The 25,958-nt window shown below is 58.0% G+C and carries 22 protein-coding genes; 17 read left to right on the top strand and 5 right to left on the bottom strand.

Features of this window, described 5'->3' with window-relative positions:
- Window positions 1-102 precede the first annotated feature (102 nt).
- Window positions 103-1,002, bottom strand: coding sequence for a homocysteine S-methyltransferase family protein (locus tag IK083_06895; GenBank protein ID MBR4749279.1), 900 nt, complete (start codon window positions 1,000-1,002; stop codon window positions 103-105).
- 336 nt (window positions 1,003-1,338) lie between these two features.
- Here IK083_06895 and IK083_06890 point away from each other — a divergent pair, with 336 nt between their 5' ends.
- The 17 genes from IK083_06890 to IK083_06810 all read left to right on the top strand — a co-directional run bounded on the left by IK083_06890 (window position 1,339) and on the right by IK083_06810 (window position 23,245).
- A complete protein-coding gene (locus tag IK083_06890) occupies window positions 1,339-1,830 on the top strand; it encodes a hypothetical protein (protein ID MBR4749278.1) in 492 nt (163 codons plus the stop codon).
- Entirely contained in the window at window positions 1,814-2,773 is a 960-nt protein-coding gene (gene rsmH, locus IK083_06885) for a 16S rRNA (cytosine(1402)-N(4))-methyltransferase RsmH (protein ID MBR4749277.1), read from the top strand. Before IK083_06890 ends, rsmH begins: the two co-directional genes overlap by 17 nt.
- Entirely contained in the window at window positions 2,766-3,377 is a 612-nt protein-coding gene (locus IK083_06880; protein MBR4749276.1) for a hypothetical protein, read from the top strand. Before rsmH ends, IK083_06880 begins: the two co-directional genes overlap by 8 nt.
- Complete coding sequence (locus IK083_06875; GenBank protein MBR4749275.1) at window positions 3,364-5,604, top strand: penicillin-binding protein 2; 2,241 nt, start codon at window positions 3,364-3,366, stop codon at window positions 5,602-5,604. The genes IK083_06880 and IK083_06875 overlap by 14 nt, the downstream gene beginning before the upstream one ends.
- 21 nt (window positions 5,605-5,625) lie before the next feature.
- Window positions 5,626-7,095: a UDP-N-acetylmuramoyl-L-alanyl-D-glutamate--2,6-diaminopimelate ligase gene (locus tag IK083_06870; GenBank protein ID MBR4749274.1), complete on the top strand. Its 1,470-nt coding sequence runs from the start codon at window positions 5,626-5,628 to the stop codon at window positions 7,093-7,095.
- On the top strand, window positions 7,092-8,456 hold the full coding sequence (locus IK083_06865) for a UDP-N-acetylmuramoyl-tripeptide--D-alanyl-D-alanine ligase (protein MBR4749273.1): 1,365 nt from the start codon (window positions 7,092-7,094) through the stop codon (window positions 8,454-8,456). The genes IK083_06870 and IK083_06865 overlap by 4 nt, the downstream gene beginning before the upstream one ends.
- A 170-nt stretch (window positions 8,457-8,626) precedes the next feature.
- A complete protein-coding gene (locus IK083_06860) occupies window positions 8,627-9,541 on the top strand; it encodes a hypothetical protein (GenBank protein ID MBR4749272.1) in 915 nt (304 codons plus the stop codon).
- Between the two features lies 1 nt (window position 9,542).
- Entirely contained in the window at window positions 9,543-10,937 is a 1,395-nt protein-coding gene (murD, locus tag IK083_06855; protein ID MBR4749271.1) for a UDP-N-acetylmuramoyl-L-alanine--D-glutamate ligase, read from the top strand.
- On the top strand, window positions 10,930-12,147 hold the full coding sequence (locus IK083_06850) for an FtsW/RodA/SpoVE family cell cycle protein (protein ID MBR4749270.1): 1,218 nt from the start codon (window positions 10,930-10,932) through the stop codon (window positions 12,145-12,147). The genes murD and IK083_06850 overlap by 8 nt, the downstream gene beginning before the upstream one ends.
- On the top strand, window positions 12,144-13,229 hold the full coding sequence (gene murG / locus IK083_06845) for an undecaprenyldiphospho-muramoylpentapeptide beta-N-acetylglucosaminyltransferase (GenBank protein ID MBR4749269.1): 1,086 nt from the start codon (window positions 12,144-12,146) through the stop codon (window positions 13,227-13,229). Before IK083_06850 ends, murG begins: the two co-directional genes overlap by 4 nt.
- Window positions 13,226-14,224, top strand: a complete 999-nt coding sequence (locus IK083_06840; protein MBR4749268.1) for an NAD(P)-dependent glycerol-3-phosphate dehydrogenase — start codon at window positions 13,226-13,228, stop codon at window positions 14,222-14,224. Before murG ends, IK083_06840 begins: the two co-directional genes overlap by 4 nt.
- Window positions 14,221-14,922: a CPBP family intramembrane metalloprotease gene (locus tag IK083_06835; protein MBR4749267.1), complete on the top strand. Its 702-nt coding sequence runs from the start codon at window positions 14,221-14,223 to the stop codon at window positions 14,920-14,922. The genes IK083_06840 and IK083_06835 overlap by 4 nt, the downstream gene beginning before the upstream one ends.
- Before the next feature lie 7 nt (window positions 14,923-14,929).
- Window positions 14,930-16,408, top strand: a complete 1,479-nt coding sequence (locus IK083_06830; protein MBR4749266.1) for a hypothetical protein — start codon at window positions 14,930-14,932, stop codon at window positions 16,406-16,408.
- A 66-nt stretch (window positions 16,409-16,474) separates the two neighbouring features.
- A complete protein-coding gene (locus IK083_06825) occupies window positions 16,475-17,182 on the top strand; it encodes a nucleotide exchange factor GrpE (GenBank protein ID MBR4749265.1) in 708 nt (235 codons plus the stop codon).
- Between the two features lie 131 nt (window positions 17,183-17,313).
- Window positions 17,314-19,590 (top strand): Ig-like domain-containing protein, encoded by a 2,277-nt coding sequence (locus IK083_06820; protein MBR4749264.1) that lies wholly within the window; start codon window positions 17,314-17,316, stop codon window positions 19,588-19,590.
- 147 nt (window positions 19,591-19,737) lie between these two features.
- Window positions 19,738-22,416: an Ig-like domain-containing protein gene (locus IK083_06815; GenBank protein ID MBR4749263.1), complete on the top strand. Its 2,679-nt coding sequence runs from the start codon at window positions 19,738-19,740 to the stop codon at window positions 22,414-22,416.
- A gap of 10 nt (window positions 22,417-22,426) precedes the next feature.
- Entirely contained in the window at window positions 22,427-23,245 is an 819-nt protein-coding gene (locus tag IK083_06810) for an Ig-like domain-containing protein (protein ID MBR4749262.1), read from the top strand.
- Window positions 23,246-23,299: 54 nt separating this feature from the next.
- On the opposite strand, the gene IK083_06805 is transcribed toward IK083_06810, so the two are convergent.
- The 4 genes from IK083_06805 to IK083_06790 all read right to left on the bottom strand — a co-directional run bounded on the left by IK083_06805 (window position 23,300) and on the right by IK083_06790 (window position 25,954).
- Entirely contained in the window at window positions 23,300-24,277 is a 978-nt protein-coding gene (locus tag IK083_06805) for a Gfo/Idh/MocA family oxidoreductase (GenBank protein ID MBR4749261.1), read from the bottom strand.
- A gap of 120 nt (window positions 24,278-24,397) precedes the next feature.
- A complete protein-coding gene (locus IK083_06800) occupies window positions 24,398-24,823 on the bottom strand; it encodes a zf-HC2 domain-containing protein (GenBank protein MBR4749260.1) in 426 nt (141 codons plus the stop codon).
- A gap of 45 nt (window positions 24,824-24,868) precedes the next feature.
- Window positions 24,869-25,453: a sigma-70 family RNA polymerase sigma factor gene (locus IK083_06795; GenBank protein MBR4749259.1), complete on the bottom strand. Its 585-nt coding sequence runs from the start codon at window positions 25,451-25,453 to the stop codon at window positions 24,869-24,871.
- On the bottom strand, window positions 25,454-25,954 hold the full coding sequence (locus IK083_06790; GenBank protein MBR4749258.1) for a DUF4446 family protein: 501 nt from the start codon (window positions 25,952-25,954) through the stop codon (window positions 25,454-25,456).
- Window positions 25,955-25,958 lie beyond the last annotated feature (4 nt).

Here is a 25,958-nt window from a genome sequence, read left to right as displayed (position 1 = left end):
CTCTCATCACGGGCTCTTACGGCGGCCACGGCGCCTGCTTTGAAAGGCTCTAATGACGACAAACGCCGGAGAGAAACATCTCTCCGGCGCTCTTTTTTTGGGTCAGGCCTGATATTTGCGAATGGCTTCGGCTATGGCCTTGATGTGGGCCGGGGTAGTGCCGCAGCAGCCGCCTATGATGGAGGCGCCGGCCTCGATGAGGGCCGGGACGAAGGAGGCCATCTTTTCGGGAGTCTCGTTGTAGGTGATCTGCCCGTTGTCCAGTATGGGCGCTCCCGCGTTGGAGTTGATGATCACAGGCTTGTCCGTGACCTGTCTGATGAGCCCCGTGATCTCTGCCATGTGCTCTATGGTGGTGTCCTTGCCGCAGTTGGCGCCCACTATGTCCGCTCCCGCGTCCACGGAGGCCTGGGCCGCCATCTCCGGGCCTACTCCCATAAAGGTGCGGAACTGGCCCCTCTTGTTGAGGTCAAAGGCAAAGGTGCAGATCACGGTCAGCCCCGTTTCCTTGGCAGCCCTTATGGCAGCCTCGGCTTCCATGACGGAGGTCATGGTCTCTATGATGATGTAGTCCGCCCCCGCTTCCTTCAGGACCCGGGCCTGCCGGGAAAAGGATGCGTACAGGTCGTCCACGGGTATGTCGCCGTATTCTTCTTTGGCCAGATGGCCGGTGGAGCCCATGTCGCCTCCCACCAGAGCCCGGTCCCCGGCCGCCTCTTTGGCCAGGACCACTGCCGCTCTGTTGATCTCGTCGGCCCTCTCGGCCAGAGCGGGGTCGCACTCCTTCAGCTTGATGTCGGTGCCCCCGAAGGTGTTGGTGGTCACCAGATAGCTGCCCGCCTCTATGTAGGCCTCCGCTATGGCCCTGACCTTGTCCGGAGCCTCCAGACACCACAGCTCGGGACACTTGCCCGTCAGGCCCGCGGCGCTGAGCATGGTCCCCATGGCTCCGTCGCCGGTCAGGATCTTCTTTTCGTTCAATGCTGTCAGCAATGTGGACATATGATATACCCCCGGTCATTATTCTAAAGTATTATACATCTATATTATACACCAAAATCCTCTTGTTTTGAACTCCCCGGCGCAGCCCCGGAGACCCATGGGGGAGAGACCCCGCCGAGACGGCACAAAATTACAAAAAAATAATACGATATTCCAACGAAAAAATCGGGAAATTTTATTGACAGGCCCTTTACGGATAGGATAAAATATAAGTGTAGTGTGGTGAAAAGTGGTGTTTTGCCCCGTGTTTCAGGGCAAAACACGGCATTTTGCACTGAATTATGGTGTAAGCAGGTGGAAATCGGCCTGCAAAAACGGAAATCGGAGTCAAAAACAGTGGGACAGCTTATCGGGACGTACAATATCAGCGTGGACAAAAACGGCAGATTCTGTCTGCCGGCCAGCCTGAAAAACGAGCTGGGGCACAGCTGCGTGGTGTTTAAGGGCATTGGCTGTCTGTGGATGGTGACCGCCACCATGTCCGAGAATATACAGAAGGATCTGGAGGAGATGTCCCGCGGATCCCTACAGGGTATGTTTGACCCCACCGTCAGGACCCTTCGGCGGCAGCTGTTTTCCGGTATGACCTCCCTGACTCCGGAGGCGGACAAGGACAACTACCGCATCTCCCTGACGCCTGAGCAGCGGCGCTATGCAAAGATAGACAAGTCTGCCATCCTGATAGGCGCCGGGAATTACGTGGAAATATGGTCGCCTGCCGAGCTGGACAAGTTTGAAGCCAGGCACGAGACACCGGAGGCCATCACGGAGGCTGCCGACCAGCTCTTCCGGGCTATGTCCGATCGCAATAATGAGCGCTTACCATGAGAGCGTTCTCCTGAAAGAGGCGGTGGACGGGCTGGATCTGCAGCCCGACGACACTGTCCTTGACGCTACTCTGGGAGGGGGCGGTCATTCCCGGGAGATCCTGAAGCGGATCCCCGAGGGGCTCCTCATAGGCCTTGACAGGGATCCCGAAGCCATAGACGAATGCGGCAGATCTCTGGCGGCCTGGAGCAACAAGCGGCTGGTGAGAGCCAACTTCAGCGAGCTGAAAAGCGTCCTGGAGGGCCTGGGCGCGGTCCCCTGCAAGATCCTCTTTGATCTGGGGGTGTCGGGCCATCAGCTGGATGCTCCCCGGGGCTTCAGCTTCATGAGGGACGAGTATCTGGACATGCGTATGTCCGGCCCCGATTCCGGAGACAGGCCCTGCGAGTGGTACGTGAACCACTTGCCGGAGGAAGAGCTGGCGAACATCATATACAAATACGGCGAAGAGCGGCTGTCGAGGGTGATAGCCCGGGCCATAGTCAGGGCCAGGGAGGAGTCTCCCGTCACGAGTACCAAGCAGCTGGCCGATATAGTGGAGGGCGCCGTGTCCTTTGCCCGCAGGGGCTCCAGGATTCATCCCGCCACCAGGACCTTCCAGGCTCTGCGTATCGCAGTCAACGGCGAGCTCAGGCACATTGAGTCCGCGCTGGAACAGGCAGTGGATATACTGCCGCCGGGAGGCATCATATCGGTGATATCCTTTCACAGTCTGGAGGACAGGATAGTCAAGACCCTGTTCCGCCACGACTCCGGGGGATGCATCTGCGCTCCGGACATACCGGTGTGCATCTGCAGGCCGCGGCATATACTGAAGGTGCTCACCAAAAAACCCATCATACCGTCGGAAGAAGAGATCCGGGCAAACCCCCGGTCCAGAAGCGCAAAGCTGAGAAGCGCGATCAAAACAGAAAACGAGAGAGCGAGGAGCTATCATGAATAACCAGTACAGACAGGGTGAGGCGGAGAAAGAATACAGAAGCGCCGATTATTACGACACGGACGGGACCGGCGCTCTCAAGAGTCACAGAGTCCCCGCTGCGCTCAACAATCAGTGGCTGCGCAAAAGCAGCTACAGCGCCGCGGCTCATCCCACTGCCCGCAAGACCGGCTCCCACTCCGGGTCTTCTTCGGTGACTCCCGAGCTGACCCCGAGCAAAAAAAGCTCCGACGGAGACGGTGAGGCCAGCGGATCCCGCCGCCACATCCGGCTGCCTCTGGACGTGAAAGGGCTGCTCCTCAAGCTCGTCCTCATAGTGGGCATCGGAGTGGTGGTCACAGGCGTGGTGTACAGCATGCTGAGAAGCATTACCCAAAGCGTGCACAGAGAGGTGGACGCCACTCAGCGCAGCATCAGGCTCTGCGAGAAAAATATAGCCGCCCTGAATGCGGACCTCAACGAGGCCAATTCGCGCAAGACTGTGATGCAGTTTGCGGCCTCTCTGGGCATGACCAACACCAACCCCTACGAGATCCGCATAGACAAGGATCAGCCGCTGGGGTCCGGCTCGGCCGGCGCCGGGCAAGCCCCCAATGTCAAAGACTAATCTGACGCGGTGCAAGCAGGCAGGGGCGATCCTTTGCCTGTTCGTATTGCTTATAATCTACCGGCTGGTCAGCGTCAGCATATTCGACGCGGGACATTACAGACAGGAAGAGGCCAGAAAATCCAAGACCTTTGAATACAAGGCTCAGAGAGGCATCATCTACGACCGCAACGGCTATCCTCTGGTCAAGAATGAGGACGCGGCCTGGATAGGCTTCAACAAAAAGGCCGAGAAGATACTGCTGGACGACATCCTGACCCGCAAAGTGATCAAGGACATCAGGGTGAGAGACGCCAAGAAGCAGCTGCTCTCCGGCGGCAACGCTCAGGCCATCGCGGCCTATGTGGCGGACAGCGATCCCGCTCTCATACTCCGGAGCGACGAGGCGGCCGGCAGAGTCGCCGACGAGCTGAAAAAAAGGTTTTCCGACCCCGAGCTGAGGGACGACAGGGTCATTGCCCGGCGCATAGTCAGGGATATAGCGGAAAAGCTGCGGCAAAAGGGAGAAGTCACTCCCGGGCTGGCGCGGGAAATGCTGGCGGAGGCAGACGAGATCACTCCGGGACGCATCGAGACCAAGGACAAATACGACACCTCCGACGCTCATCTGGGCTTTGTGAAGAGCCTGCTGATGAGGCTGCTGGTGGATAAGGATATCAACAAAAAAGAGATCGTGGTCTATACGGACGACGAAGCCATAGGACTGCTGGCCAAGGCTGTCAACAAGCCCAAAAGCGTGGTGAAGGACAAGATAGACAAGTGTCCCAAGAACACCTGCTACGTGGTGGAGCACGGTTCCATGAAGATCTACGATGCCGTCAGGAGCCTGCAGATCAGAGGCATCAATCCCGAGCTGAGGACCGTGAGGGAGTATCCCGAAAAGGAGCTGGGTGCCGGACTGGTGGGCTCCACCACCTACGAATACGATGCCGTGAACTCGGATCCCAACGCCACCAAGCAGATGCGTATGGAGACTCTCCGGGGCGGCATCGAGCAGTTTTATGACAAGGAGCTCAGGGGCTCCGACGGCTATATGGAGGCCAACGTCTTCTGGGACGGCAAGCCCGTGGCCGATTCGGAGAGAAAGATGCACGCCAAACAGGACGGCTGGAACATCACCCTGACCATCGACAGGGACATCCAGTTTTTTGCCGAATACGCTCTGAGAAAGGTGGCTGTGAACTTTACGCCCGAAAGGGCTATGGCGGTGGTGATGGATCCCCACAATGGCGAGATACTGGCTATGGCCAACTATCCCTTCTGGGATCCCAACAACCGCAAGAGCTACAACAGCCTCCTGAATCAGAACCTGGCGGCGGTCAGCGCCTATGAGCCTGGCTCTACCATGAAGGCCTTTACGGTGGCCGCAGCCATCAACGAGGGCCTGGGCCCCGACGAGGTGGTGGGCAGCTGCTCCGGCTACAGATATCTGGGCAACGAGCCTCCTCTGAAATGCGATCTGCATGCCGGCAAGTATGCTCACGGCCACGGCGCCGTGACCCCCCGCATCATATTGCAGGAGTCCTGCAACCTGGGGGCTTCCTATTGCGGCGAAAGGCTCACAGGCCCGGTGCTCTACGACTATTTTGACAAGTTCGGCCTGACCAAAAAGGCCAGCACGGAGATAGGCAACGAATCTCCGGGCATATGGACCGTGCCTTCCAGATGGGGCAGGCGTGACCTGTGGTCCGTCAGCTTCGGACAGCACGCCAGCACCACCATCCTGAACGTGGCGGCAGGCTACTGCGCCATAGCCAACGGGGGAGTGTATTACAGGCCGAAGCTGATCAAGGCCATAGAAGACGGCGATCACGCCCCTGTGAAGACCTACACGGACGCCGGCGGAGTGGTCCGGGAGATCGACAGTCCCGATCCGGGGGTGAGAGTGATCTCCAAAGAGACCTCCCGCATCGTCACGGAGCTCCTGATAGGCTGCGTCGAGAACGGTACAGGCAAAAATGCCAGGATCAAGGGCGTGGAGTGCGCCGGCAAGACAGGCAGCGCCCAGATGACGGCCGAAAACAGCGCCGGCAAGATAGTCTATACCGCGGACAGGATGGCTTCCTTTGTGGGCTATGCCCCCGCCTATGACCCGAAGCTGGTGGTGGCCGTATGGGTGGTGAAGCCCCACGGCAGCACCCACGGAGCCACGGTGGCTGCGCCGGCCTGGAAGCAGATCATGGAAGACAGCCTGAGATATATGAAGATAAAGTTTTCTGCTGGATAAGCGCATTACCGGGAGAGTATGATGAAATTCAGAGATTTAGTAAATGGCATAGACAATGCCGGGCAGGTGATCTTTACCGAAGCGGACATCACCGATATATGCTATGATTCCCGCAAGGTCCGGCCCGGGTGTCTCTTTGTGGCTATAAACGGCTCCAACACGGACGGGGCCAGATATATCCCCGACGCCATAAAGGGCGGCGCCGCCGCCGTGCTCTGCGAAAAGGCTCCCGAGACTCTGGACCTGCCGGCGGGGATAGGCTACATCAGGTCGTCCAACGCCCTCATATCCATGGCTCAGGCCTCCGCCCGGTTTTTTGACTATCCCTCCCGGAAGATGAAGCTCATAGGCATCACCGGCACCAGCGGCAAGACCACCGTCAGCCACATAGTGTATTCCATATTGAACAACGCCGGCATAAAGACCGGCCTCATAGGCACCATCAAGGTGGCCATAGGCGATCAGGCGGCGGCATCCTCCCATACCACGCCTCTTTCCCGGGAGCTCCAGGAGATATTTGCCAACATGACTGACTGCGGCGCCGGAGCCTGCGTCATGGAGTGCTCCTCCCACGCTCTGGATCAGGGCAGGGTGGAAAAGTGCGACTTTGACATCTGCGCCTTTTTGAATATAGCCAGAGACCATCTGGATTATCACAAGACCGCCGACGCCTACAAGGAAGCCAAGCTGAAGCTCTTCACCGAATACGCCGGCCCCGATGCAGTCAGCGTGGTGAACCTGGACGACACCTTTTCCCGGGAGATCATCAGCAAATGCAGGGGACAGGTGGTGACCTTCAGCCAGACCGGCGAGGCGGACGTCACGGGAAGGGACGCCTCCGTGTATGCGGATCACGTGGAGTTTACCCTGTGCGTAGGGGACGTGTGCGTGCCCGTGTATTTTCATATGGGCGGCGAATTCAACATTTCCAACGTGCTGGCTGCGGCGGCCATATGCTACGCCGACGGCATCAGCCTGCCGGACATCAAGAAGGGCATCGAGCTGTGCCAGCCCGTCAGCGGCAGGTTCCAGGCGGTCAAGTGCGACAGAGGCTTTTCGGTGATCGTGGATTATGCCCATACCCCGGACGAGCTGGAAAAGCTGCTCATATCCGCCAGAAAGCTCACCAAGGGCCGCCTGCTGACCCTCTTCGGCTGCGGAGGCAACAGAGACCGGGGCAAGAGACCCATCATGGGCCGCATAGCCATCACCAACAGCGACAGGGCCGTGATCTCCTCCGACAACCCCAGATATGAGGAGCCCATGGACATCATCCGGGAGATCATCTCCGGCATACCCGGGGAATACTCTGCCCGCTGGACCGTGGAGCCGGACAGGAGAAAGGCTATCCGGGAGATCATCCGGGAGGCCAAAAAGGACGATCTGGTGGTCATCGCCGGCAAGGGCCACGAGGGCTATCAGGAAATAAAAGGCGTCAGGCTGGACTTCAACGACCTGAAGGTGGCGGAGGATGCGCTGAAGGCCATATGAGATACACCCTGAATGAGGTGGCTGCCGCCCTGGGCGGCAAGCCGGACAGAGACGGAGACGCCGTCATAGAAGGAATATCCACCGACACCCGCGCCATCAGACCGGGCGAGGTGTTTTTTGCCCTTATAGGCGACACCCACGACGGACACAACTACCTGCAGGGCCTGAAGGACTGCGCCGCGGCGGTGGTGTCCAGACCTGTGGAGGGTCTGGCTTTTCCCGTGATACGGGTGCCGGACACACTGAAGGCCCTGGGGGACTTTGCCGCCTTTCACCGCAGCCGGTGTCCCGCTCTGACCATAGGTATCACGGGCTCGGTGGGCAAGACCTCCACCAAGGAGATGACCGCTTCGCTGCTGGAGGAGCTGGGGCCCTGTGTCAAGACCCACGCCAATTTCAACAATGAGATAGGGCTTCCCCTGACCGTGCTCCAGGCCGGAGAAGACACCCGGACTCTGGTGACGGAGATGGGCATGAGAGGCCCCGGGCAGATCGCCTATCTGTGCAGGATAGCCCGGCCGGATATAGGCATCATCACCAATATAGGCCTGTCCCACATAGAGCTGCTGAAGACTCAGGACAACATAGCCTCCGCCAAGGCGGAGCTGCTGGAAGCGCTGGCTCCCTCCGGAGCCGCCTTTGTGAACTGGGACGGCAGATACCACAAGAGACTGAGAAACGCCTGCAAGGGTCGTTTTTTTACCTTTGGAGCCAATTCGGATGCGGATATATATCCCGTTGACCCCCGCCTGTCCGGCGAGGGCATCCGGTTTTCTGCGGTGACTCCCTTCGGAGTCCTGACGGAGCTCTTTATACCCACTCTGGCGGAGCACTATATGATCAACGCTCTGGCCGCCGTGGGCTGCGCCCTCTACTGCGGAGTGTCCGAGGACTATATCCGCGGGAAGCTGGCGGAATACAGGAACATAGACAAGCGCTTCAACGTGATCACCTCTCCCTCCGGGCTCACGGTCATAGACGACACCTACAATGCCAATCCCGCCTCCATGGACGGGGCCGTCAGGACCCTTGCCCGGCTGCCGGGACGCACCAGGACCGCCATACTGGGCGATATGCTGGAGCTGGGGGATTATGCCGAGGAGCTGCACTATGAGCTGGGCAGGACTGTGGCCAGACTGCAGATAGACCGGCTCTGCTGCGTGGGAGAATTGTCCGGACACGTGGCGGAAGGGGCGGCTGCCGCCGGTATGGACCCGGCCCGTATCAGCCGCTTTGAGTCCTCCGCAGCCATGTCCGAGTCCATCCGCGACGGAGATTTCCGCTCCGGCGACTGCGTGCTGGTAAAAGGGTCCCGGTCCATGAAGATGGAGCGCATCAGTCTGCTGCTGATCAATATGTAGAGGTACAGGTTATGCCGGACTATATAATAGGTTCTTTAAGAGATTTTCTGCTCTTTGTTCCCGAGTGGAAAGAAACTTTTAACTCCCTTCCTTTTCGGAATTTCTCCCTCGGCGGCTTTGTCATCGTCTTTGCCGCCTGTGCGCTGGGACTTGCCGTCATGCCTGCGGTAATGAGGCTTCTTTTTGATCTGAAGCTGGGACAGAGGATATCTCCGGACGCGCCGGACTTTCATACCGGCAAGGCGGGGACTCCCACCATGGGCGGCCTGATGATCGTATTCGTATCGGTGGCATTGTATCTGTTGTTGCATGAGTACCGGTATTTCGGGAGCTCATATAACGCCTGGGAGCACATTTGTCCTCTGCTCTGTTACGCTTTGGCCAATGCCCTTATCGGAGCCGTTGACGACTGGCTCACGGTGTTCCCAAAACGGGGGATACGGGGCATCAAAAGCACACCCAAGGCCCTGCTGCAGCTGGCCGTGGGGGTGTGTTTCGTGTACTCATCGGTGCGGGCAAACGGAGCCCCCGGCATCTTTGACAGCAGCCTGTGGCTGAAATACGTCTATACAGCCGGCATGAGCCTGGTGGCCACCGCCTTTGTGAATTTTGTCAATATCACCGACGGTCTGGACGGTCTGGCAGGGGGCATGACAGCTGTCATCTGCCTGGTCTTGGGGCTCTGTCTCGTGTCGCCCTGGCTCCTGTGCATCTGCGGAGCCTCTTTGGCCTTTTTGTATCTCAATTCCAATCCGGCCAGAGTGTTCATGGGAGACACAGGGTCTCTCTTTCTGGGCTCTGCCCTTATAGGCTGGGGCATCGTCACTCATTATGAGCTCGTTGTTTTTGCCGCAGCGCTGGTGTTTGTGCTGGACGGCTTTTCCACGGTCATTCAGTGGGCCTGGTTCAAATATACCCGGATCACCCGGGGAGAGGGACAGAGGCTCTTTCTCAAGGCGCCCGTCCATCATCATTTTGAAATGAAGGGGATCCCCGAGCAGAAGATCACCGCGAGAGCCTGTATCATCACCTTCCTGTGCAGCATGGCGGCTGTATTGATGGGTATTGGGAGAATAGTATTGTAACATGGAGTATTCAGGGAAGAACGTGTCCGTAGTGGGCCTGGCCAGATCCGGCAAGGCCTGCGCAGAAAGACTTGCCGAAGAAGGGGCGAAGGTGTCCGTGTATGACATGTGCTCCTTCAATGACAAGGCGGACGATATCCTCGACCTTATGAACAAAGGCGTCACCGTGTATTGCCGGTCCAACGATATAGACCTGGACAACACGGATCAGATCGTCGTGTCTCCCGGCATACCTCCCACGGCTCCCTTCTTCGCCGAAGCCGACAGCCGGGGCATCGAGATCATATCGGAGATAGAGCTGGCCTGGCGCCTCAGCCCCTGTCCCATACTGGCAGTCACCGGCACCAACGGCAAGACCACCACTACGGTCATGGCCGGCAAGATATTGAAGGAGAGCGGGCTGGACTATTTTATCGGCGGCAACGTGGCGGGCTACAAGCCCTCCGTCAGCTGCCGGAGCCGGGAGGGGCTCACCCTCATTGAGTGCGTGGGCAAGGCCGAGGCCGACTCGGTGATAGTGTGCGAGATATCCACCTTTCAGCTGGAGAGGTGCAACACCTTCGCTCCCGCCGGAGCCGCTCTTCTCAACGTAGGCACGGACCATCTGGACAGGCACGGCACCCGGGAAAACTACGCGGCCCTCAAGGCCAAGCTCTTCCGTTATCAGAAGGAGGATGCCCGGGCCGTCCTCAACGACGACGACCCCTTTGTCTCCGGTCTGAAGGACCGCCTCGGGAGCCGGGTCTATACCTTTTCACTGGAGCATCCGGTGGAAAGAGGCTGCTACTGTCGGGACGGCAAGATCATCTATTGCGACAATGGCGCAGAGGAGGAGATACTGGATACCTCCTGTCTGCAGGTGCCCGGCCGGCACAATATAGCCAACGCCATGGCGGCCATACTCCTCGTCAGGGACTTTGCCTCTGCCGGCGTCCACAGGGCCCTTGCGGGCTTCGGAGGGGTCAGCCACCGCATGGAGACCATATGCGAGATAAAGGGCGTCAGATACGTCAACAATTCCATGTGCACCAACGTACAGGCCGCCGTCAGCTCCGTCAGGGCTGTGGAGGGGGGCCAGGTGCTCATATGCGGAGGCAAGGACAAGGGCTCCGATTTCACGGACTTTGCCCGGGCAGTCAAAGAGACCTGCTCCTATGCTGTGGTCATAGGCGTGGACAGAGACAAGATCCTCGACGCCTTCCGGAAGGAGGGCTTTGAAGCCTGCTGCCCCGCCGGGACCCTGAAGGAAGCGGTCCTGACCGCGGCGGAGAAAGCCCGGCCCGGAGACACGGTGGCCCTGACTCCCGGCTGCGCCAGCTTTGACATGTTTTCCGGCTTCCAGGACAGAGGGGAGCAGTTCGCAGCCTGCGTAAAGGAGCTCTCGGACAATGGATAGCAAGGCCCAATCGGCAAACAAGCTGCTGGATATCCTGTGCATACTCCTGCCCCTGTTCGGGCTGGTCATGATATTCGACACCTGCGCTCTGGACAGGAGCGCGGGCGGCGGCGCTTTGTTTCTGAGAGCCTACAAGCAGCTGGGGTTCGGCATCATTGCGGCCATTTTTTATGTCTTGGTGCCATTTGCCGTGTATTATAAGGATTGGCTGATGCTGCTGAAAAGGTGCACCGTCCCGCTGCTCTTTGTCAGTATGGCGGTCATGCTGGCAGTGACCTTTTCCGGCTCCGAGGCCAACGGCGCCGTCCGATGGCTCAGCATAGGCGGTATGAGCCTTCAGCCCTCCGAGCTCATAAAGCCCGCCTTTTGTCTGGGCATGGCCTGGATAGTCACGGAGCAGACCAACGCTCCCACAGTCATGGAGTGGATGGTCTATCTGCTGCTCTTCGGCATCTGCGGGCTGGTGGCCATCAACAACATGTCCACGGGCATCCTGTACGGCTGCGTGTTCCTGGCGGGACTCTACGTGGGCGGAATGCATATGAAATACTTCATCGGCCTGATGGGCTCCGGCATGCTGGCCGGCTTTTACGTCCTCATGCACGGAGACGCCTTCAGGCAGATGCGTATCGCCGCCTGGCTGGACCCGGTGTCCTACGCCGCGCAGGAGGGGGACCAGGTATTGAAGAGTCTGGCCTCCATAGCCTCCGCCGGTCTGTTCGGATGCGGCTTCGGCAACGGGCACGCCAAATACATCATACCCGAGCCCGCCAACGACTACATATTCACCACCATAGCGGAGGAGCTGGGCTGCGTGGGCTGCATAGTGCTGATACTGGTCTATTGCGTCCTGATGGGGACCGCCTGGTCCATATTTGCCCGGAGCAGGAGCAGATATTGCCGGATACTGGCTCTGACCTCCGCGTCCTTCATACTGTTTCAGGCCTTTCTGAACATAGCCGTGACCCTGAACATACTCCCCTCCACGGGAGTGTGTCTGCCCTTTGTCAGCTACGGAGGCAGCTCCATCATCGCCTGCTTTTTGCTGATGAGCCTGCTAAAGATAGCCTCCATGAACGCCGACAAGAAGCCCAAGGAACTGAAAATATATTTTAAGAAAAAGCCGGCTTTCAGCCTCAGCAACGCCTTTGCTCCCGGAGAGCCCGGGAAGAGAGGGGGAAGAAGCCGTTATCGGGGAGGCGTCAGGTGAATATAGTCATCACCGGCGGCGGAACGGGAGGACACGTGTATCCTGCCGTGGCCGTGGCTGAATATATCAGAAAGAGGGTGCCTCAGGCGCAGCTGCTGTATATCGGGACGGAAAAAGGGCCCGAGGCCGCTGCCGCTCAGGAAGCGGGGATCGATTTTGAAGCGGTGCCTGCCTGCCCCCTGAACCAGCTGCTGTCACCGCGCTGCATAGGCGCCCTCAGAGATTTGGTGGGAGGCATCAACCTTGCGGGCAGACTGCTGGACCGTTTTGGGGCGGACCTGGTCTTCGGGACCGGCGGCTACGTGTGCTCTCCCGTCTATGTGGCGGCCAAGAAAAGGCGCCTGCCCATAGTGGTCCACGAGCAGAACTCCGTGCCGGGCAAGGCCAATCTGCAGGTGTCGGGCTACGCTTCCTGCGTGTGCATCACCTTTCCCGAGGCGGCCAAGGGCTTTCCCTCGGGGAAGACGGTCCTGACGGGCCTGCCGGTGCGGGAAGAATTTTTCCGTCTGCCCTCCCGGGAGGAGGCGGCCGAAGCCCTGGGCATAGGCCGGGGGATGTTTACCGTGCTGGCCTGCGGCGGCAGTCAGGGGGCCGAATCCATCAACCGCGCGGTGGTGGACATGGTGAAAAAGGGCCTCGCCAAGGATATATACGTCATACATCAGACCGGCGCCAAGAAGCTGCAGGGCGTGCTGGATGACATGGCGGACTACCGGGGCGGCAACTACAAGGCCTTCGGCTTTCTGGACATGCCTCAGGCCTTTGCCTGCGCGGATCTGGTCATAGGCAGGGCCGGGGCCAGCACCACCTGCGAGCTCCAGGCTGCCGGGATACCTGCCGTGCTGATACCCTATCCCTACGCGGCCGGCGACCACCAGTATCACAACGCCATAGCCTACAGGAACGCCGGCGGCTGTCAGGTGATCCGGGACAGCGAGCTCAGCGCCGAGCTGCTCTGCGAACAGATCAAAAAGCTGAGAAGCGGCAACGTGCTGGACCGCATGAGAGAAGGCGCGGCGGCAGCCGCGGTGCCCAATGCGGCGGAAAACATCACAAAGATCATACTGGACGTGCTGACATGAAGGTTACTGTATTAGGCGGCGGCAGCTGGGGGAGCGCTCTCTCCATGCTCATATCCCGGAACGGCCACAGCGTAAGGATCTGGACCAACGAGGCTTCCGTGTGCGACTGCATCAACAGGGAGCACAAGAACACCTACTACACCAAGGACTATCTTTTTGCGGATACGGTGACCGCCACTCTGGACATGAGGGAAGCCCTGGAGGGGAGCGAGTGCATCGTCATGGCTATCCCCAGCAACGCTTTTCGCTCGGTGCTTACGGAGCTGATGACAGTCCCCGGAGGCCGGGACCTGCCTTTTCTCAACGCGGGCAAGGGACTGGAGGCCTCCACCGGTCTGAGAGAGACCCAGATCATCACTCAGGTGGCGGGCGAAGCCTTTGCGGCGGATGCGGTGATCCTGTCCGGCCCCAATCTGGCCATGGAATTCGTGGCGGGCAAGCCGGGCTGCACCGTGCTGGCGGGGAAAAACGAAAAGAATACCCGGTTCTTTCAGAAGCTTCTGTCCTCCGACCTGCTGAGAGCCTACACTACCGACGACGTCATAGGGGTAGAGGCCGGGGGCTCTCTCAAGAACATACTGGCTATCGCCTGCGGCATATCCGCGGGCATGGGCTTCGGGGACAACACCAAGGCCGCCATCCAGACCAGAGGTCTGGGTGAGATCACCCGGCTGGGAGTGTGTCTGGGCGGCCGAAAAGAGACCTTTTACGGGCTGTCGGGCCTGGGCGATATGATCACCACCAGCTCCAGCATCCTGTCCCGCAACTTCCGGCTGGGCATCATGCTGGCGGAGGGTCTGAGCCTGGACGAGGCCCGGGAAAAGCTGGGACAGGTGGCGGAGGGAGTGCCCTCCTGTTTTGCCGCCATGCTGCTGTCGGAAAAATACGGCATAGATATGCCCATCACCCGGGAGATATACAGCATACTGAAGGAAGGCAAGGACCCCCGGGCCGCAGTGATCGATCTCATGACGAGGGAGCAAAAGAACGAATGAAGGCTGATAAGAAAAACCGATATATCGGCTGGGTGACCCTGGCGGCCGGCGCATTGATCAGCTATATGGTGTGGCGCTTCAACCATCTGGACAACGATTTCAACACCTACATCACCGGCAATCTGCTGTGGCTGTGGTTCGTGCCGACACTGATCATATTATTCCTGTTCAACGAGGACAAGGGCGCCTTTGGCATGCGCATGCCCGAAAACCCAAAGGTGGTCTGGTCCGTGTGCGCCGCGCTGGCGGTGCTGACCGTGCTGGGGTCCTATCTCCCCTCCAGGCTCATACCCCAGCTGCAGGAATACTATCCCATCTTCAAGCATTTCAGAGAGGCGGAAAATCTGTTCTTCTCCGCCAATCCCTTTGACATGGATCTGGGACGCATGGTGTATGCGGAGGTGCTCTACGCCATGTATATATTTGCCTGGGAGTTTTTCTTCCGGGGCTTCCTGACGCTGGGCATGGCCAGATCCTTCGGCCTGTGGGGCATCATGATACAGGCCGTGCCCTTTGTGCTGCTGCACCTGGGCAAGCCCACGGTGGAAGTGGTGCTGTCGGGGGTAGGGGGCCTGGCCCTGGGCCTTGCCGCCTATTACTGCAAATCCTTCCTGCCGGGCTTCGTGCTGCACGTCTGCCTGTTCATCAGCGTGGACGTGTGGGTGAGCGTGGTGAAGTCCGTAGGCCTGTCTGTTTGATACAGCCATGGTAAAGATAGCCCTTGCGCTTCTTCTTGCGATCCTTCCCCTGAGCGCTCTGTGCGATTACAGACCCTCGGACCTGATGGTCTGGGACGGCTGGAGCGTGTATGACGGGGAGAGGGCCCATCTCTATTACCTTACTTACAGAGGTCCGGATTCCGTGTCTCCTGCCGGGACCGAAGACATTCTGGGGCATGCCGTCAGCAGCGATCTTATCAGCTGGCGCGAGCAGCCCGGGTGTCTTCCTCCCGGGGAACCGGGCGCCGCGGACGACCTGCAGCCCTGGACCGGCTGCACCGTCTATAAGGACGGCAGATACTATCTGTTTTACACCATGCGCAGCTCCGCGGACGAGGGCGCAAAGCAAAAGATAGGGCTGGCCGTCTCCGAAGACGGACAGCGCTTTGAGAAACAAGGCCCCGTCATAGAGCCCGGGGAGCCCTGGTATATCACCGACCCCTCCGTGTGCGGCAGCATCGATTGCCGGGATCTGACCGTCACCGAATATGAAGACGGCTACGTGGGCTACTTTGTGGCCCGCAGAAAGGGAAAGGGAGCCATCGATACCAACTGCATCGGCTGCGCCCGGAGCAAGGACCTGCTCCACTGGCAGCTGCTGCCCCCCGTATTTACCTCAGACAAATATTCCTGTACCGAATGCCCCGACGTGTTTTGCCTGCAGGGCAAATGGTATCTCACCATGTCCACCGCCAACGAATACGGCAGCATAGTCCGCCTGGCGGACAAGCACGTTTCCAGGGCCAACATCTACGCAGTGGCCGACTCCCCCTTCGGACCCTTCCGGGAGCCCCGCAGCAACGTGCTGCTGGCGGCGGGAGGCTGCTTCAGGACTCTGACTTTCGGAGGAGAGCGCTACGGCATATTCTGCGCAGCCACCGCTTCCCGGCCCTATCTGGTGAAGGCAAAGGGCTCCCGGCTGTGGCTGGAGGAGCCAGTTCGGCTCCTGAAGACAGAGCCCTCCCGGCCCGGCCCCGGCGCCGCCGCAAGAGCCCTCTGGCCCCATCCCGTCTGGAAATTCACTCCGGGCAAATGGGAGTTGAGGGACGGGGTCTATCGGGGTTCGTCGCCTGCAGGCTATCAGGCTGCCCATATATTCAACGCTCCCTCGGCAGGCTATTGTGTGGAATGCCTGCTGGAGGTCCGGGGGCGGGGCGGCGGCATAGTGATCAGGCCCCATCCCGGGTCGGACACCTCTCACGGAGATACCTGCATATACTATGACAAAAAGGAGAGGACTGTGCAGATATCCACCATGGCGGACATGTCCCACAATATCTGGAACACCCGCAGCGTACCTCCCGGGAGCAAGCTGCGCCTGAAGGTGATAGGCTATGAGGACAGGATCGACGTATATCTGGACGACGCTCTGCTGCTCCACGCCGCCTGGGGCCGTATGCCGGAGCCGGAGGTGGGCATAGGCCTCATGACAGACGGCGGAGAGACCATCTGCCGGTTCCTGTGACCTGTGGCAATCCTCAGCAAAAAGTGCTATAATAAAGATGTATAACATCAGAATGCAGGTGATGATTTGAAGACCATAGATATAGACGACAAATCCAGTCTGGAGGAGCTGCTGAGTCAGATCGGCAGCGATGCCGAGGCCGCGGAGGAAGAGGAGCCGGAGCCCGATTATCCGGCGGATCCCGCGGACGCGGAAGACGGAGCCGGCTACGAAGACGGTGATGAGGATCCCGGCGGCTCCATAGATCTGGACGCCATGCTCACGGGGGACGGAGGCTCCTCCGGGGCTCTCGCTGCGGTAAAAAAGCAGCTGGAGGAGCAGAGGATCATCTCCAACGAGCTGGAGGACAAGCTCCTGAGGACCCAGGCGGACTTTGAGAACTTCAAGCGCCGGACCAGAGAAGAAGCCTTTACCAAGATACAGCGCAGCAAGGCAGGGCTCCTCAAAGAGCTGCTGGCTCTCTCGGACAATTTTACCAGAGCGGAAAAGGCGGCTCTGGAGGACCAGAGCTTTGAGAACCTGCTGGAGGGCATGAACATGCTCCAGAAGCTCCTGGGCGGCATCCTGGAAAAGGAGGACGTCAGGGAGATAGAGAGCGTGGGCGCCACCTTCGATCCCGGTCTCCACGACTGCGTGCTGGCCGTGAACAGCCCCGACGTCCCCAAGGAGACCATCATCGAAGAGGTGGAAAAGGGCTACATCATGGGCGATACGGTGCTCCGTCCCGCCAAGGTGATAGTATCCTCCGGCAATTTTGAAGACAAAGAGGCGTAAATACCGACAGACCGACAAGCCCCCGGCTCATCGGTCTTTTTTTGAAAAAAATTTCTGTCTGCAGGTTTGACTATATCTTGAAATAGTGCTATAATAAATATATCTATACCTTAATAAGGAGGCCTGAATACATGAGAAAGTTCATGATGCAGCTGTGCCTGTCTCTGTTGCTGATAGCGGCGGCGGCGGCCGTGTATGCTGATTTGACTGCACCGATCTCGGAAAAGTATCAGCAATATTTGAGAGTAAAGGGCACTGCCCTTGAAAGAGTCCTTTACGGGCCCTATACTACTGCGGGAGGCATGACCACCGGAGGTCTTCCCATCGCTGTAGAGCCTGTCAGCCCCACAGCCGGAACAAGCAAAAAGGCTCCGGATCACGGTACTTACTTCAGCCTGGTCGACAGGGGACAGGTGAGCGAAGTGCGCAATCAGAATCCCTTCGGGACTTGCTGGACCTTCGGCTCTTTGGCCAGCGTAGAAAGCGCGTATATCAAGCAGGGGCTGGGCAGCATCGATTATTCCGAGCTGAACATTGTCCGCAGCACCCCCTTTAAGGTGAACATGGATTCCGGCGGCAACTATCATTCTTCCGGCGCTTATTACGCCAGGCTCCTGGGCCCGGTGTTTGAGAGTGAAGATCCCTACATCACCAGACTGCCCATTCCCGCTCTTACCAAGCAGCCTGAGCGCAGGGCTGTCATCAGATCCACCAGTTACATCTGCTCTGCTGTTATGGAAGAAGTGCCTGTTCCCGAAGAGGAAGAAGAGGAAACGGCTTCTCTCAAACGCGCCGACGATGACGAAGAAGAAGAAGAGACTATGTTCGTGCTGAAGACCGAAGAGCTGTCCAATGTCAAGGACGAGATCTACAAGCACGGCGCTGTCCAGATAACTTACTCGCACTATGATGACTATATCAGGGTCAGAGGCAACGAGTGGAGTTATTTCGTTGACGATTCTTCCATTACCGGCAACTACCATATAGTGGCCCTGGTCGGATGGGATGACAACTATTCCGCCGACAACTTCGTGACTCCCGCTCCCGGCGACGGCGCTTTTCTGGTGCGCAACAGCTGGGGCCCCGGCTGGGGTGACGGCGGCTATTTCTGGATGTCCTACTACAATCCCAACACATCTGACTTCGTAAGCCTTTACGACATAGATACCACCAAGGATCGGTACAACGGCCTCATCACCAACTGTACCGGCTATGCTTTCAGCTCCTTTGCCGCCAAGAATTGCTACGTGGAGTTTACCGCTCCCGACGATCTGGACATCAGGGCCCTGTCCACAGAAGTGTTCGCCCCTGCTTCTGTCATGTTTGACATCCAGGTCAATGGCGCAGACGTGGCTTCCGTGGGTAAAAAGTATGAATATGCCGGCTCCTACGTGCTGGACGTCAATTTCTCCGTGAAGAAGGGCGACAAGATCAGAGTCTATGGCGATTACAACTATGACGGGAGCGGCAGAGGACAGTTCTTCGTGCCCATCGAAACCAACGTAGACATCGACACTTATCCCAGAGTGATTTCCAACGGCACCAACTACGTCTATTACAACGGCAGCTACAAGCCCCTGTCGTCATACATAGCCGGCAATATCGGTATACGCCTTTATACCAAGTCCAGCAGCGTCGTATCCGGCGTCAGCCTCAACTATTCCAAGCTGACTCTGGAGAAGGGCATAGTCAAGAAGCTGACTGCCACCGTGTCCCCTTCCACCGCCGAGAATAAGGCTGTGAAGTGGACCAGCTCCGATCCCTCGGTGCTCACGGTCGACAAGAACGGCCGCATCACCACTCTGGCTGCCGGCAAAGCCACAGTCACCGTGAAGACCAAGGACGGCGGCTTCAAGGCCAAGTGCAAGGTGACCGTCATCGACGCGATCATCCATCCCGAAAGCATCACCCTGAACAAGACCTCGGTCACTATCGGCAAGGACAAGACTGTCAAGCTGAAGGCTACCGTGAATCCCGACAACGCCACCGACAAGACCGTGAAGTGGAAGTCCTCCAATTCCTTTGTGGCTTCTGTTGACAGCAAGGGCGTTGTGACAGGTCTCACCCCCGGCAAGGCTGTGATCACAGCTTACGCTGCAGACAACGGCGTATCCGCCGCCTGCACCGTGAACGTCAAGAATCCTCCCGAGCCCGTCAAGGTCACCGGCGTCAAGCTCGGTCCCTCCAACCTGACAATCAAGGTGGGACAGACCGCTGCCCTGACTGCCACCGTGCTGCCCAAGAACGCCACGGACAAAAAGGTCGTCTGGACTTCTGCGAACACCAAGATAGCCACTGTGGACGAAAAGGGCAAGGTCACCGGCGTCAAGGCGGGTACCACCTTTATCAAGGTCAAGACCGACGACGGCTCCAAGACCGCTACGGCCAGAGTTATCGTCCGCAGATAAGGACTTTTCTGCTGCGAGGCATTTAGTGGTGTATGTTCCGGCTTGTCCGGAGCATACACCGATTTGAATATCATCTGCAGGGCAGGCCCCTTTGTCCTGTCCCGATTGGCCCGGACCCGGGTCGGGAATATACTGCGAGATCACATAATGAGCATGCTGTTACCTGTCAAAAGAACGATGAAAAAAATAGTCATTTCCCTGGCGCTTGTCATTCTGGCGCTTGCAGCATGGGCTGCTCCCGACAAGATGGACCTCTACAGTCTGTCCTATCTGCCTGCGGGCCTGGACGGATCCAGAGAGGTGTTTCTGAATGCCTGGGACGAGATGCACGTGCTGACTGCCATGCAGGGTATCGTCAACAGAAGCGGTCCCCGGCTGTATTTCCTGTACAAGGGCGCCAACGGCGCCACCGACCGGTTCTGGCTGAACAAGATGAGGGCCGAGGGCGCGTGGCTGGAAAAGACCCAGTTCACCGAGATCGCTGATTTTTCCGAGCTCTATGACAAATACGGCTCCGTGTTCAAGGGCGCGGTGGTATATGACCCCAATGTCCCCGCTACCAGTTGTATCGCTTCCACCATAGCAGGAGTCGAGAATCTGGCTCCCGTGCGTTATGACACCTCCGAGGGCTCTGTCTACAACCGGCTGGTGGCCGGCAACGACGGGCCACGGCTGGAAGTAAAGCGGTGGCTGCTGAACGAAGACGGTACCTCCATGTTTACCGGTAAGGGCAAGATCCCCGGCACTGATCGGGACTCTACCGGATCGGCAAAATGCGACGCCTATATATGGGCCAAGATCAATTATCTGGACAAGGGCCTGTGCTCCAAAGAGTACATGGGTTATTATATAGACTATTATTTTGCTCTCAACAATAACCCCTCCAATCTGGATCTGGCTACTCTGGTGAATCAGGACTTTCAGATCATGAACAGAGCCTTTGTCTTTGACCTGGACGTGTGGGATGACGAGATCCCCATAGACGATCCCGGCCAGAGACCCGGTCTGGATATGGAGACCTTTATGGAGATACTCCGGTCCCAATACACTCAGGCCAAGGGCGAAATGGTGCAGATATCCGGCTTCACTCCCTGGAATATGAAATATACCAATTGGGACACCGCCGGAGGCATCCACGGTCCCGTGGATACGGAGTGGCGCCATGCGGAGCTGCTCTCCAATTACAACTGCTATATGGACGCCGACGCCATAGGCTATTCGGATATGACCAACGCCTCGGTGTTCAGTCAGGCTCCCCTGGAGAGCACCTATCTCCAGCACAAGAACTCTCTGGAAGAGCTGCAGGAGCTGGGCTATATAGACGAAAAGGGCAGGGTCCTGAAGGCCACCTATCTGTGCGTTTACGTAGGCGACTACGACTCCGCCGCATGGCTCTATCAGTGCATGCCCACCATCTGGGAAGACAAAACCAGGGGGCAGGTGCCTCTGGGCTGGGCTATCAATCCCAATCTCAGCCAGCGTTTTGCCTTTGGCATGGACTACTTCAGAAAGACCGCCACCAGAAACGACACCTTTGTGGCCGGAGACAGCGGCGCCGGATACATCAATCCCGGCTCGCTGGCGGAGCCCCGCAGATTTTCCGAACTCCCCTCCGGCGTGGAGCAATGGAAGCGGCACTGCGAGAAGTGGTTCAGTCAGTTTGATATTTCCTGCGTGGGCTTTATCATAGACGGCTTTGCTCCCAGGATGACCGAGGAGCTGTTTGACATGTATGCCGAGCTGGCTCCCGACGGGATAGGGGGACAAAAGCTGCCTTCGTCCCAGGGCGTTTACAAGCACACCATGCCCTATATCACCATGGGCTCTCTCAACAGCCCTTCCGACGCTCAGGCTATTGCAGCCGGCATTAACAGGAGCAACATCAACTTTTTGATGCTCAGAAATATCCTGTGGACGCCCACGGACCAGAAGACCTTTTACGACGGGTTTACCAAGGCCATGCAGGGCGACGCGGTGATCCTGGAGCCCTATTCGTTCTTCAGGATCATGAAGCAGTATTATGAAAACGGCCGGCAGACCTTCTCGAAAGAGGAGGTCCGGGGAGTGACTCTCAGCGACTCGAAGCTGACTCTGGAGACCAACGTGGTCCGGAAGCTGAAGGCCAAGGTGATACCCTCTACCGCCGCCAACAAGAACGTCAGGTGGACCTCCTCGGATCCCGAGGTGGCCAAGGTGGACAAGAACGGCCGCGTGACTACTCTGACCCCCGGCAAGACCACCATCACGGTGAAGACCAAGGAAGGCGGCTTCAAGGCCAAGTGCAAGATCACGGTCATAGACAGGATCATACATCCCGAGAGCATATCTCTCTCCAAGACCTCCCTGACTCTGGTTAAGGGCAAGACATCCAAACTGAAGGCCGAAGTGTTGCCGGCGGATACCACCGACCAAAGAGTGGTCTGGAAGTCGTCCAACGCCTTCGTGGCCTCTGTGGACGAGAAGGGCAAGGTCACAGCGCTGACCTCCGGCAGCGCGGTCATTTCAGCCGTTACCCGGGACGGAGGTCTCACGGCTCAGTGCAAGGTGACGGTCAAATCGCCTCCGCCTCCCGTCAAGGTCACGGGAGTCACCGTGGGGCCCACCCAGCTGGTCATAAGAGTGGGGCAGACCCAGAAGCTGAAAGCGACTGTGAAGCCCTCGGATGCCACCAACAAAAAAGTGTATTGGTCATCGCTGGATCCCAGGATCGCCGTGGTGGATGAAAACGGAGTGGTGACAGGCGTGAAGAGGGGAACCACCTTCATCAAGGTCAAAACCGATGACGGCAACAAAAGCGCAACATCGAGAATCATAGTTCGAAAATAAGGAAAAGGTTATGAAAATCAAAGCATCTATTGTAGTATTGGCATTGTTTGCGATCGTAGTTTCTATGGCCGGCTGCGGCGGCAGCGGCGGCACAAAGCCGGTCCCTCCCGAGCCCGAATATACCGTGGCGCTCAATATCCATACGGCCAATCTGATCGAAGGCCTGTGCCCTCAGATCACTCTGATCGCCGAGACTGACCCTGCCGGCGGAGAAGTGACCTGGACCAGCACGGACGAGACTGTAGCCGTCGTCAGCGACGGTGTGGTCACCGCTGTGGGCGAGGGCTCCTGCAACATAAAGGCCAGCTGCGGCAAGGGCTCCGACAAGTGCCGGATCAAGGTCAAGGCAGGCAGCTCCATCAAGGTGTTCTCCGGGACCAAGACCTTTGATTACACCGACAAGACCGCTGTAGTCACCGCCAGCGACGAGCTGGACGATCCGGACTATATCCTGCTGAAGGATGAGACCACAGGCAAGACTGCTGCCCGCGAGGCCGATCCCTATTTCATCCAGAACGTCAATGACGGCACCATCTGCTTTGCCGACATAGAGGAAGGCGGCGTCATAGCTGCCAAGGGCGTGGCTTTCGGCAGCGAGCTGTTTGACGGCCTTGTCCACAGCTACGACGGAGTCTGGAGCAGCAGCAGCTACACTGCCAAGCTGGACGGCTCCGGTATGGTGATGCTGGACGACGTGGCCTATCCTGCAGTGAGGGTCAAGTACGTCTGGAGAATTGACGGCGCTTCTCAGTCCGAGTACATGTACTGGCTGCCCGACTTTGGCTGGTATGCCGGCAACGAGGATATCACCCTGATAGGCGTAGAATAAACACACAACAACAAAGGGAGCGGCTTGCCGCTCCCTCTTTTTTTGGGGGGGTGGTCAGTACACCAGGTCTATCTCCCGGCGCCACCTGTCCAGCAGGTCCATATTGCCCAGAGTGTCCTCGGGACTCATGGCGGGGTGGGGCGCCTCTCTCCGGGCCACGCAGTCTATCTCGTAGGAGTAGAGGTTCCTTGCTGAGGTGTCAAAGGACAGCTCATAGGGTTTGTCCGTGCCCGTGACCCGTATGGAGCCGTGACAGCCCCAGGGGTTTTCTATGAGCATCTGTCCCCGGCTCCCGCAGACTATGGCGTTGTTGGGCAGGGGAGTCTCTATGGAGACGCTCATCACCGCCTGTATGTGCTCCCCGAAGGTGAGGGATGCGGAGGTGATATAGTCTGCCCCCGAGGGTCCCAGATAGCCCGTGGCCCTGAGGCTCTCGGGCTCAGCAAAGGGCTTGCCCAGCGCGGCGCCTGCCAGCAGTCTTGCCAGGGATGCATTGTAGCAGCCCACGTCCAGAACGCCTCCTCCGCCCACGGCCTTGTTCATGACCCTGTGCTCCGGCCCTCCGGGGCAGCGGAAGCCAAAGGAGGTCTGTATAAAGCCCACCTTGCCCAGCTCTCCCGAGGCTATGATGTCGCAGGCCGCTTTTGTCTGGGGATGGCACCTGTACATAAAGGCCTCCATAAAGAACACCCCGTGCTGTCTGCAGCAGGCTATCATCTCCTCTGCCTCTTCTCTCGTCATGGCGGCAGGCTTTTCCACCAATACGTGCTTGCCCTTTTCCGCTGCTGCCAGCACTGCCTCCCTGTGCCAGGGGTGCAGGTTGCAGACGTATACCCCGTCTATATCCCGGTCGCAGAGCAGCTCCTCATAGGAGCCGTACGCCCTGGGTATGCCGTGCTCCCGGGCGAAAGCCCGGGCCTTGTCCGCGTCTCTGGACGCTATGGCGCAGCAGACGCTGCCCTCGGAGTCGGCGATGCCCCGCATAAAGCTGGAGGCGATGGACGCCGCCGATATTATGCCCCATTTGAACATGTGTATTTCCTCTCTTACGGTCGCAGTGTGTTACGCTATAATTGTAGCAGAAGACACGGCAAAAAGCAACAGACGCAAAAAGGCCCCGGCTGTTGCCGGGGCCATGCAATATCGGAGATACTACTGATGCTTGTCTATGGTGAACTGAGTCTCGTAAACGCCGGTGAGATTGGCAGTCTGATAGGTCTCATATTTGGTGGATCTGCCGGAGATATTGGCCACGTTGACGCACACTACCGTGATGGCCAGCAGAGCCGCTCCTACGGCAAAGCCTGCGCGATAGGGGCTGTGCCCCAGACCAAAGAACACGTCGAAGAGGGACGCCTTGGTCTTGCGGCACTCTCTGATGACGTTTTGCCTCAGTCCGGCAGGGGCCGGCTCGGAGGAGACGGCAGACAGGACGCGCTTGCTCTTTTCCAGCAGCGCAAGGGTCTCCGCGCAGTCACTGCACTCCTGCAGATGACTCTCTATAGCCTCGTTTGTCTTTGCTGACAGGCTCTTGTCCTCATAGTCGGGCAAGAGATTCCTGATGCTGTCACAATTCATGCTGTTCACCTGATAATTATACTCATTTATAAAACGCGGATCCTGCTACAAAAGTTCCGGATGTTCCTTGAGTTTTTCGGCAAAAGCCAGCCTGGCTCTGCTTATCCTGGATTTGACGGTGCCCAGAGGGAGGTTGATGATGGCGGATATCTCTTCGTAGCTCTTGTTTTCCATGTGGTAGAGGACCAGAGGGATCCGGTGGTGATCCGGCAGCTCCATCGGGAGCTGCTGCACGAGCCTGTTCTTTTCGTCCTGCATGAGCCTCTCTTCGGGCGTGGCCGTCTTTTCGTCCTGAAATTCCCTCTGGAAATCTCCTTCCGAGGTGGCTATGTGCTTGTCCATGGAGACGGTGGGAGCCTTGTCGGCCAGGCGCTTCTTGTCCAGAAAAATGTTCTTCACGATACGATACATCCAGGAAGTAAAGGCCGCCTCGTTGCGGAAGGACTTGATGGATGAAAACGCGCGCAGAAAGGCGTCCTGAGTGATGTCGGCCGCCTCGTCGTAATTGCCGGAGATCCGCTTGGCAAAGTTGAAGACCCTCTCCTGATGCATTTCCATCAGCTGGTCGAAGGCCTGCAGATCACCCTGCTTGCATTTTTCTATGAGTATCGTTTCCAGATTGTTTGACATTTAGCTGCTTGCTTTTGAAATAGCCGCCTTGTCCTCGTCGGACAGCTCTATTTCCGTCTCACCCTTTTTGATGGTGTTAAAGTAGGTCCTGTTGGAATCTCTGGTGGCGATGCCTCTTATGAGGAGGCCGTCGCCGTTGTCGTTGAGAATGGCTGCGGAAAAGCTTTGCTTGCCTCCGCAGTCGGGAAAGGCGTCATACCGCTCTATGGCTATCCTGCTGAAGGAGCATTTGGTCTGTTCCGCCAGCTTGGTGTGAGCCTCATTGGTGTTCCTGGCATAGAGCATGAGAGCGTCTATGCGCTCGTCCAGGTTTTCCAGCGCTTCGATGACCTTGTCTGCGTCCAGCTCTTCCGCCTTCAGCTTGCCGTGAGGCTTTCTGGTGCGGGCCAGAAGCACTATGCATATTATGAGCAAAATGAGACACAGGGCCGACAGACCGGCCAGTATCCACAACAGGTTTTGCTCCGCAAAAGCAGACAAGGTTCCGATGCTGATTGACATCAAT

It is taken from the genome of Abditibacteriota bacterium, from assembly GCA_017552965.1.
In the GTDB taxonomy this organism is placed as follows: domain Bacteria; phylum Armatimonadota; class UBA5829; order UBA5829; family UBA5829; genus RGIG7931.
The sequence above is the reverse complement of the archived record's forward strand: the minus strand, read 5'-3'. Positions and strand labels throughout refer to the sequence as shown.

What these genes read in the sequence shown, in the direction of transcription:
- IK083_06895 (MBR4749279.1), bottom strand. Translation starts at nt 1,002, where the DNA reads ATGTCCACATTGCTGACAGCATTGAACGAAAAGAAGATCCTGACCGGC.
- rsmH (MBR4749277.1), top strand. Translation starts at nt 1,814, where the DNA reads ATGAGCGCTTACCATGAGAGCGTTCTCCTGAAAGAGGCGGTGGACGGG.
- IK083_06880 (MBR4749276.1), top strand. Translation starts at nt 2,766, where the DNA reads ATGAATAACCAGTACAGACAGGGTGAGGCGGAGAAAGAATACAGAAGC.
- IK083_06875 (MBR4749275.1), top strand. Translation starts at nt 3,364, where the DNA reads ATGTCAAAGACTAATCTGACGCGGTGCAAGCAGGCAGGGGCGATCCTT.
- IK083_06870 (MBR4749274.1), top strand. Translation starts at nt 5,626, where the DNA reads ATGAAATTCAGAGATTTAGTAAATGGCATAGACAATGCCGGGCAGGTG.
- IK083_06865 (MBR4749273.1), top strand. Translation starts at nt 7,092, where the DNA reads ATGAGATACACCCTGAATGAGGTGGCTGCCGCCCTGGGCGGCAAGCCG.
- IK083_06860 (MBR4749272.1), top strand. Translation starts at nt 8,627, where the DNA reads ATGAGGCTTCTTTTTGATCTGAAGCTGGGACAGAGGATATCTCCGGAC.
- murD (MBR4749271.1), top strand. Translation starts at nt 9,543, where the DNA reads ATGGAGTATTCAGGGAAGAACGTGTCCGTAGTGGGCCTGGCCAGATCC.
- IK083_06850 (MBR4749270.1), top strand. Translation starts at nt 10,930, where the DNA reads ATGGATAGCAAGGCCCAATCGGCAAACAAGCTGCTGGATATCCTGTGC.
- IK083_06840 (MBR4749268.1), top strand. Translation starts at nt 13,226, where the DNA reads ATGAAGGTTACTGTATTAGGCGGCGGCAGCTGGGGGAGCGCTCTCTCC.
- IK083_06835 (MBR4749267.1), top strand. Translation starts at nt 14,221, where the DNA reads ATGAAGGCTGATAAGAAAAACCGATATATCGGCTGGGTGACCCTGGCG.
- IK083_06830 (MBR4749266.1), top strand. Translation starts at nt 14,930, where the DNA reads ATGGTAAAGATAGCCCTTGCGCTTCTTCTTGCGATCCTTCCCCTGAGC.
- IK083_06820 (MBR4749264.1), top strand. Translation starts at nt 17,314, where the DNA reads ATGAGAAAGTTCATGATGCAGCTGTGCCTGTCTCTGTTGCTGATAGCG.
- IK083_06815 (MBR4749263.1), top strand. Translation starts at nt 19,738, where the DNA reads ATGAGCATGCTGTTACCTGTCAAAAGAACGATGAAAAAAATAGTCATT.
- IK083_06810 (MBR4749262.1), top strand. Translation starts at nt 22,427, where the DNA reads ATGAAAATCAAAGCATCTATTGTAGTATTGGCATTGTTTGCGATCGTA.
- IK083_06805 (MBR4749261.1), bottom strand. Translation starts at nt 24,277, where the DNA reads ATGTTCAAATGGGGCATAATATCGGCGGCGTCCATCGCCTCCAGCTTT.
- IK083_06800 (MBR4749260.1), bottom strand. Translation starts at nt 24,823, where the DNA reads ATGAATTGTGACAGCATCAGGAATCTCTTGCCCGACTATGAGGACAAG.
- IK083_06795 (MBR4749259.1), bottom strand. Translation starts at nt 25,453, where the DNA reads ATGTCAAACAATCTGGAAACGATACTCATAGAAAAATGCAAGCAGGGT.
- IK083_06790 (MBR4749258.1), bottom strand. Translation starts at nt 25,954, where the DNA reads ATGTCAATCAGCATCGGAACCTTGTCTGCTTTTGCGGAGCAAAACCTG.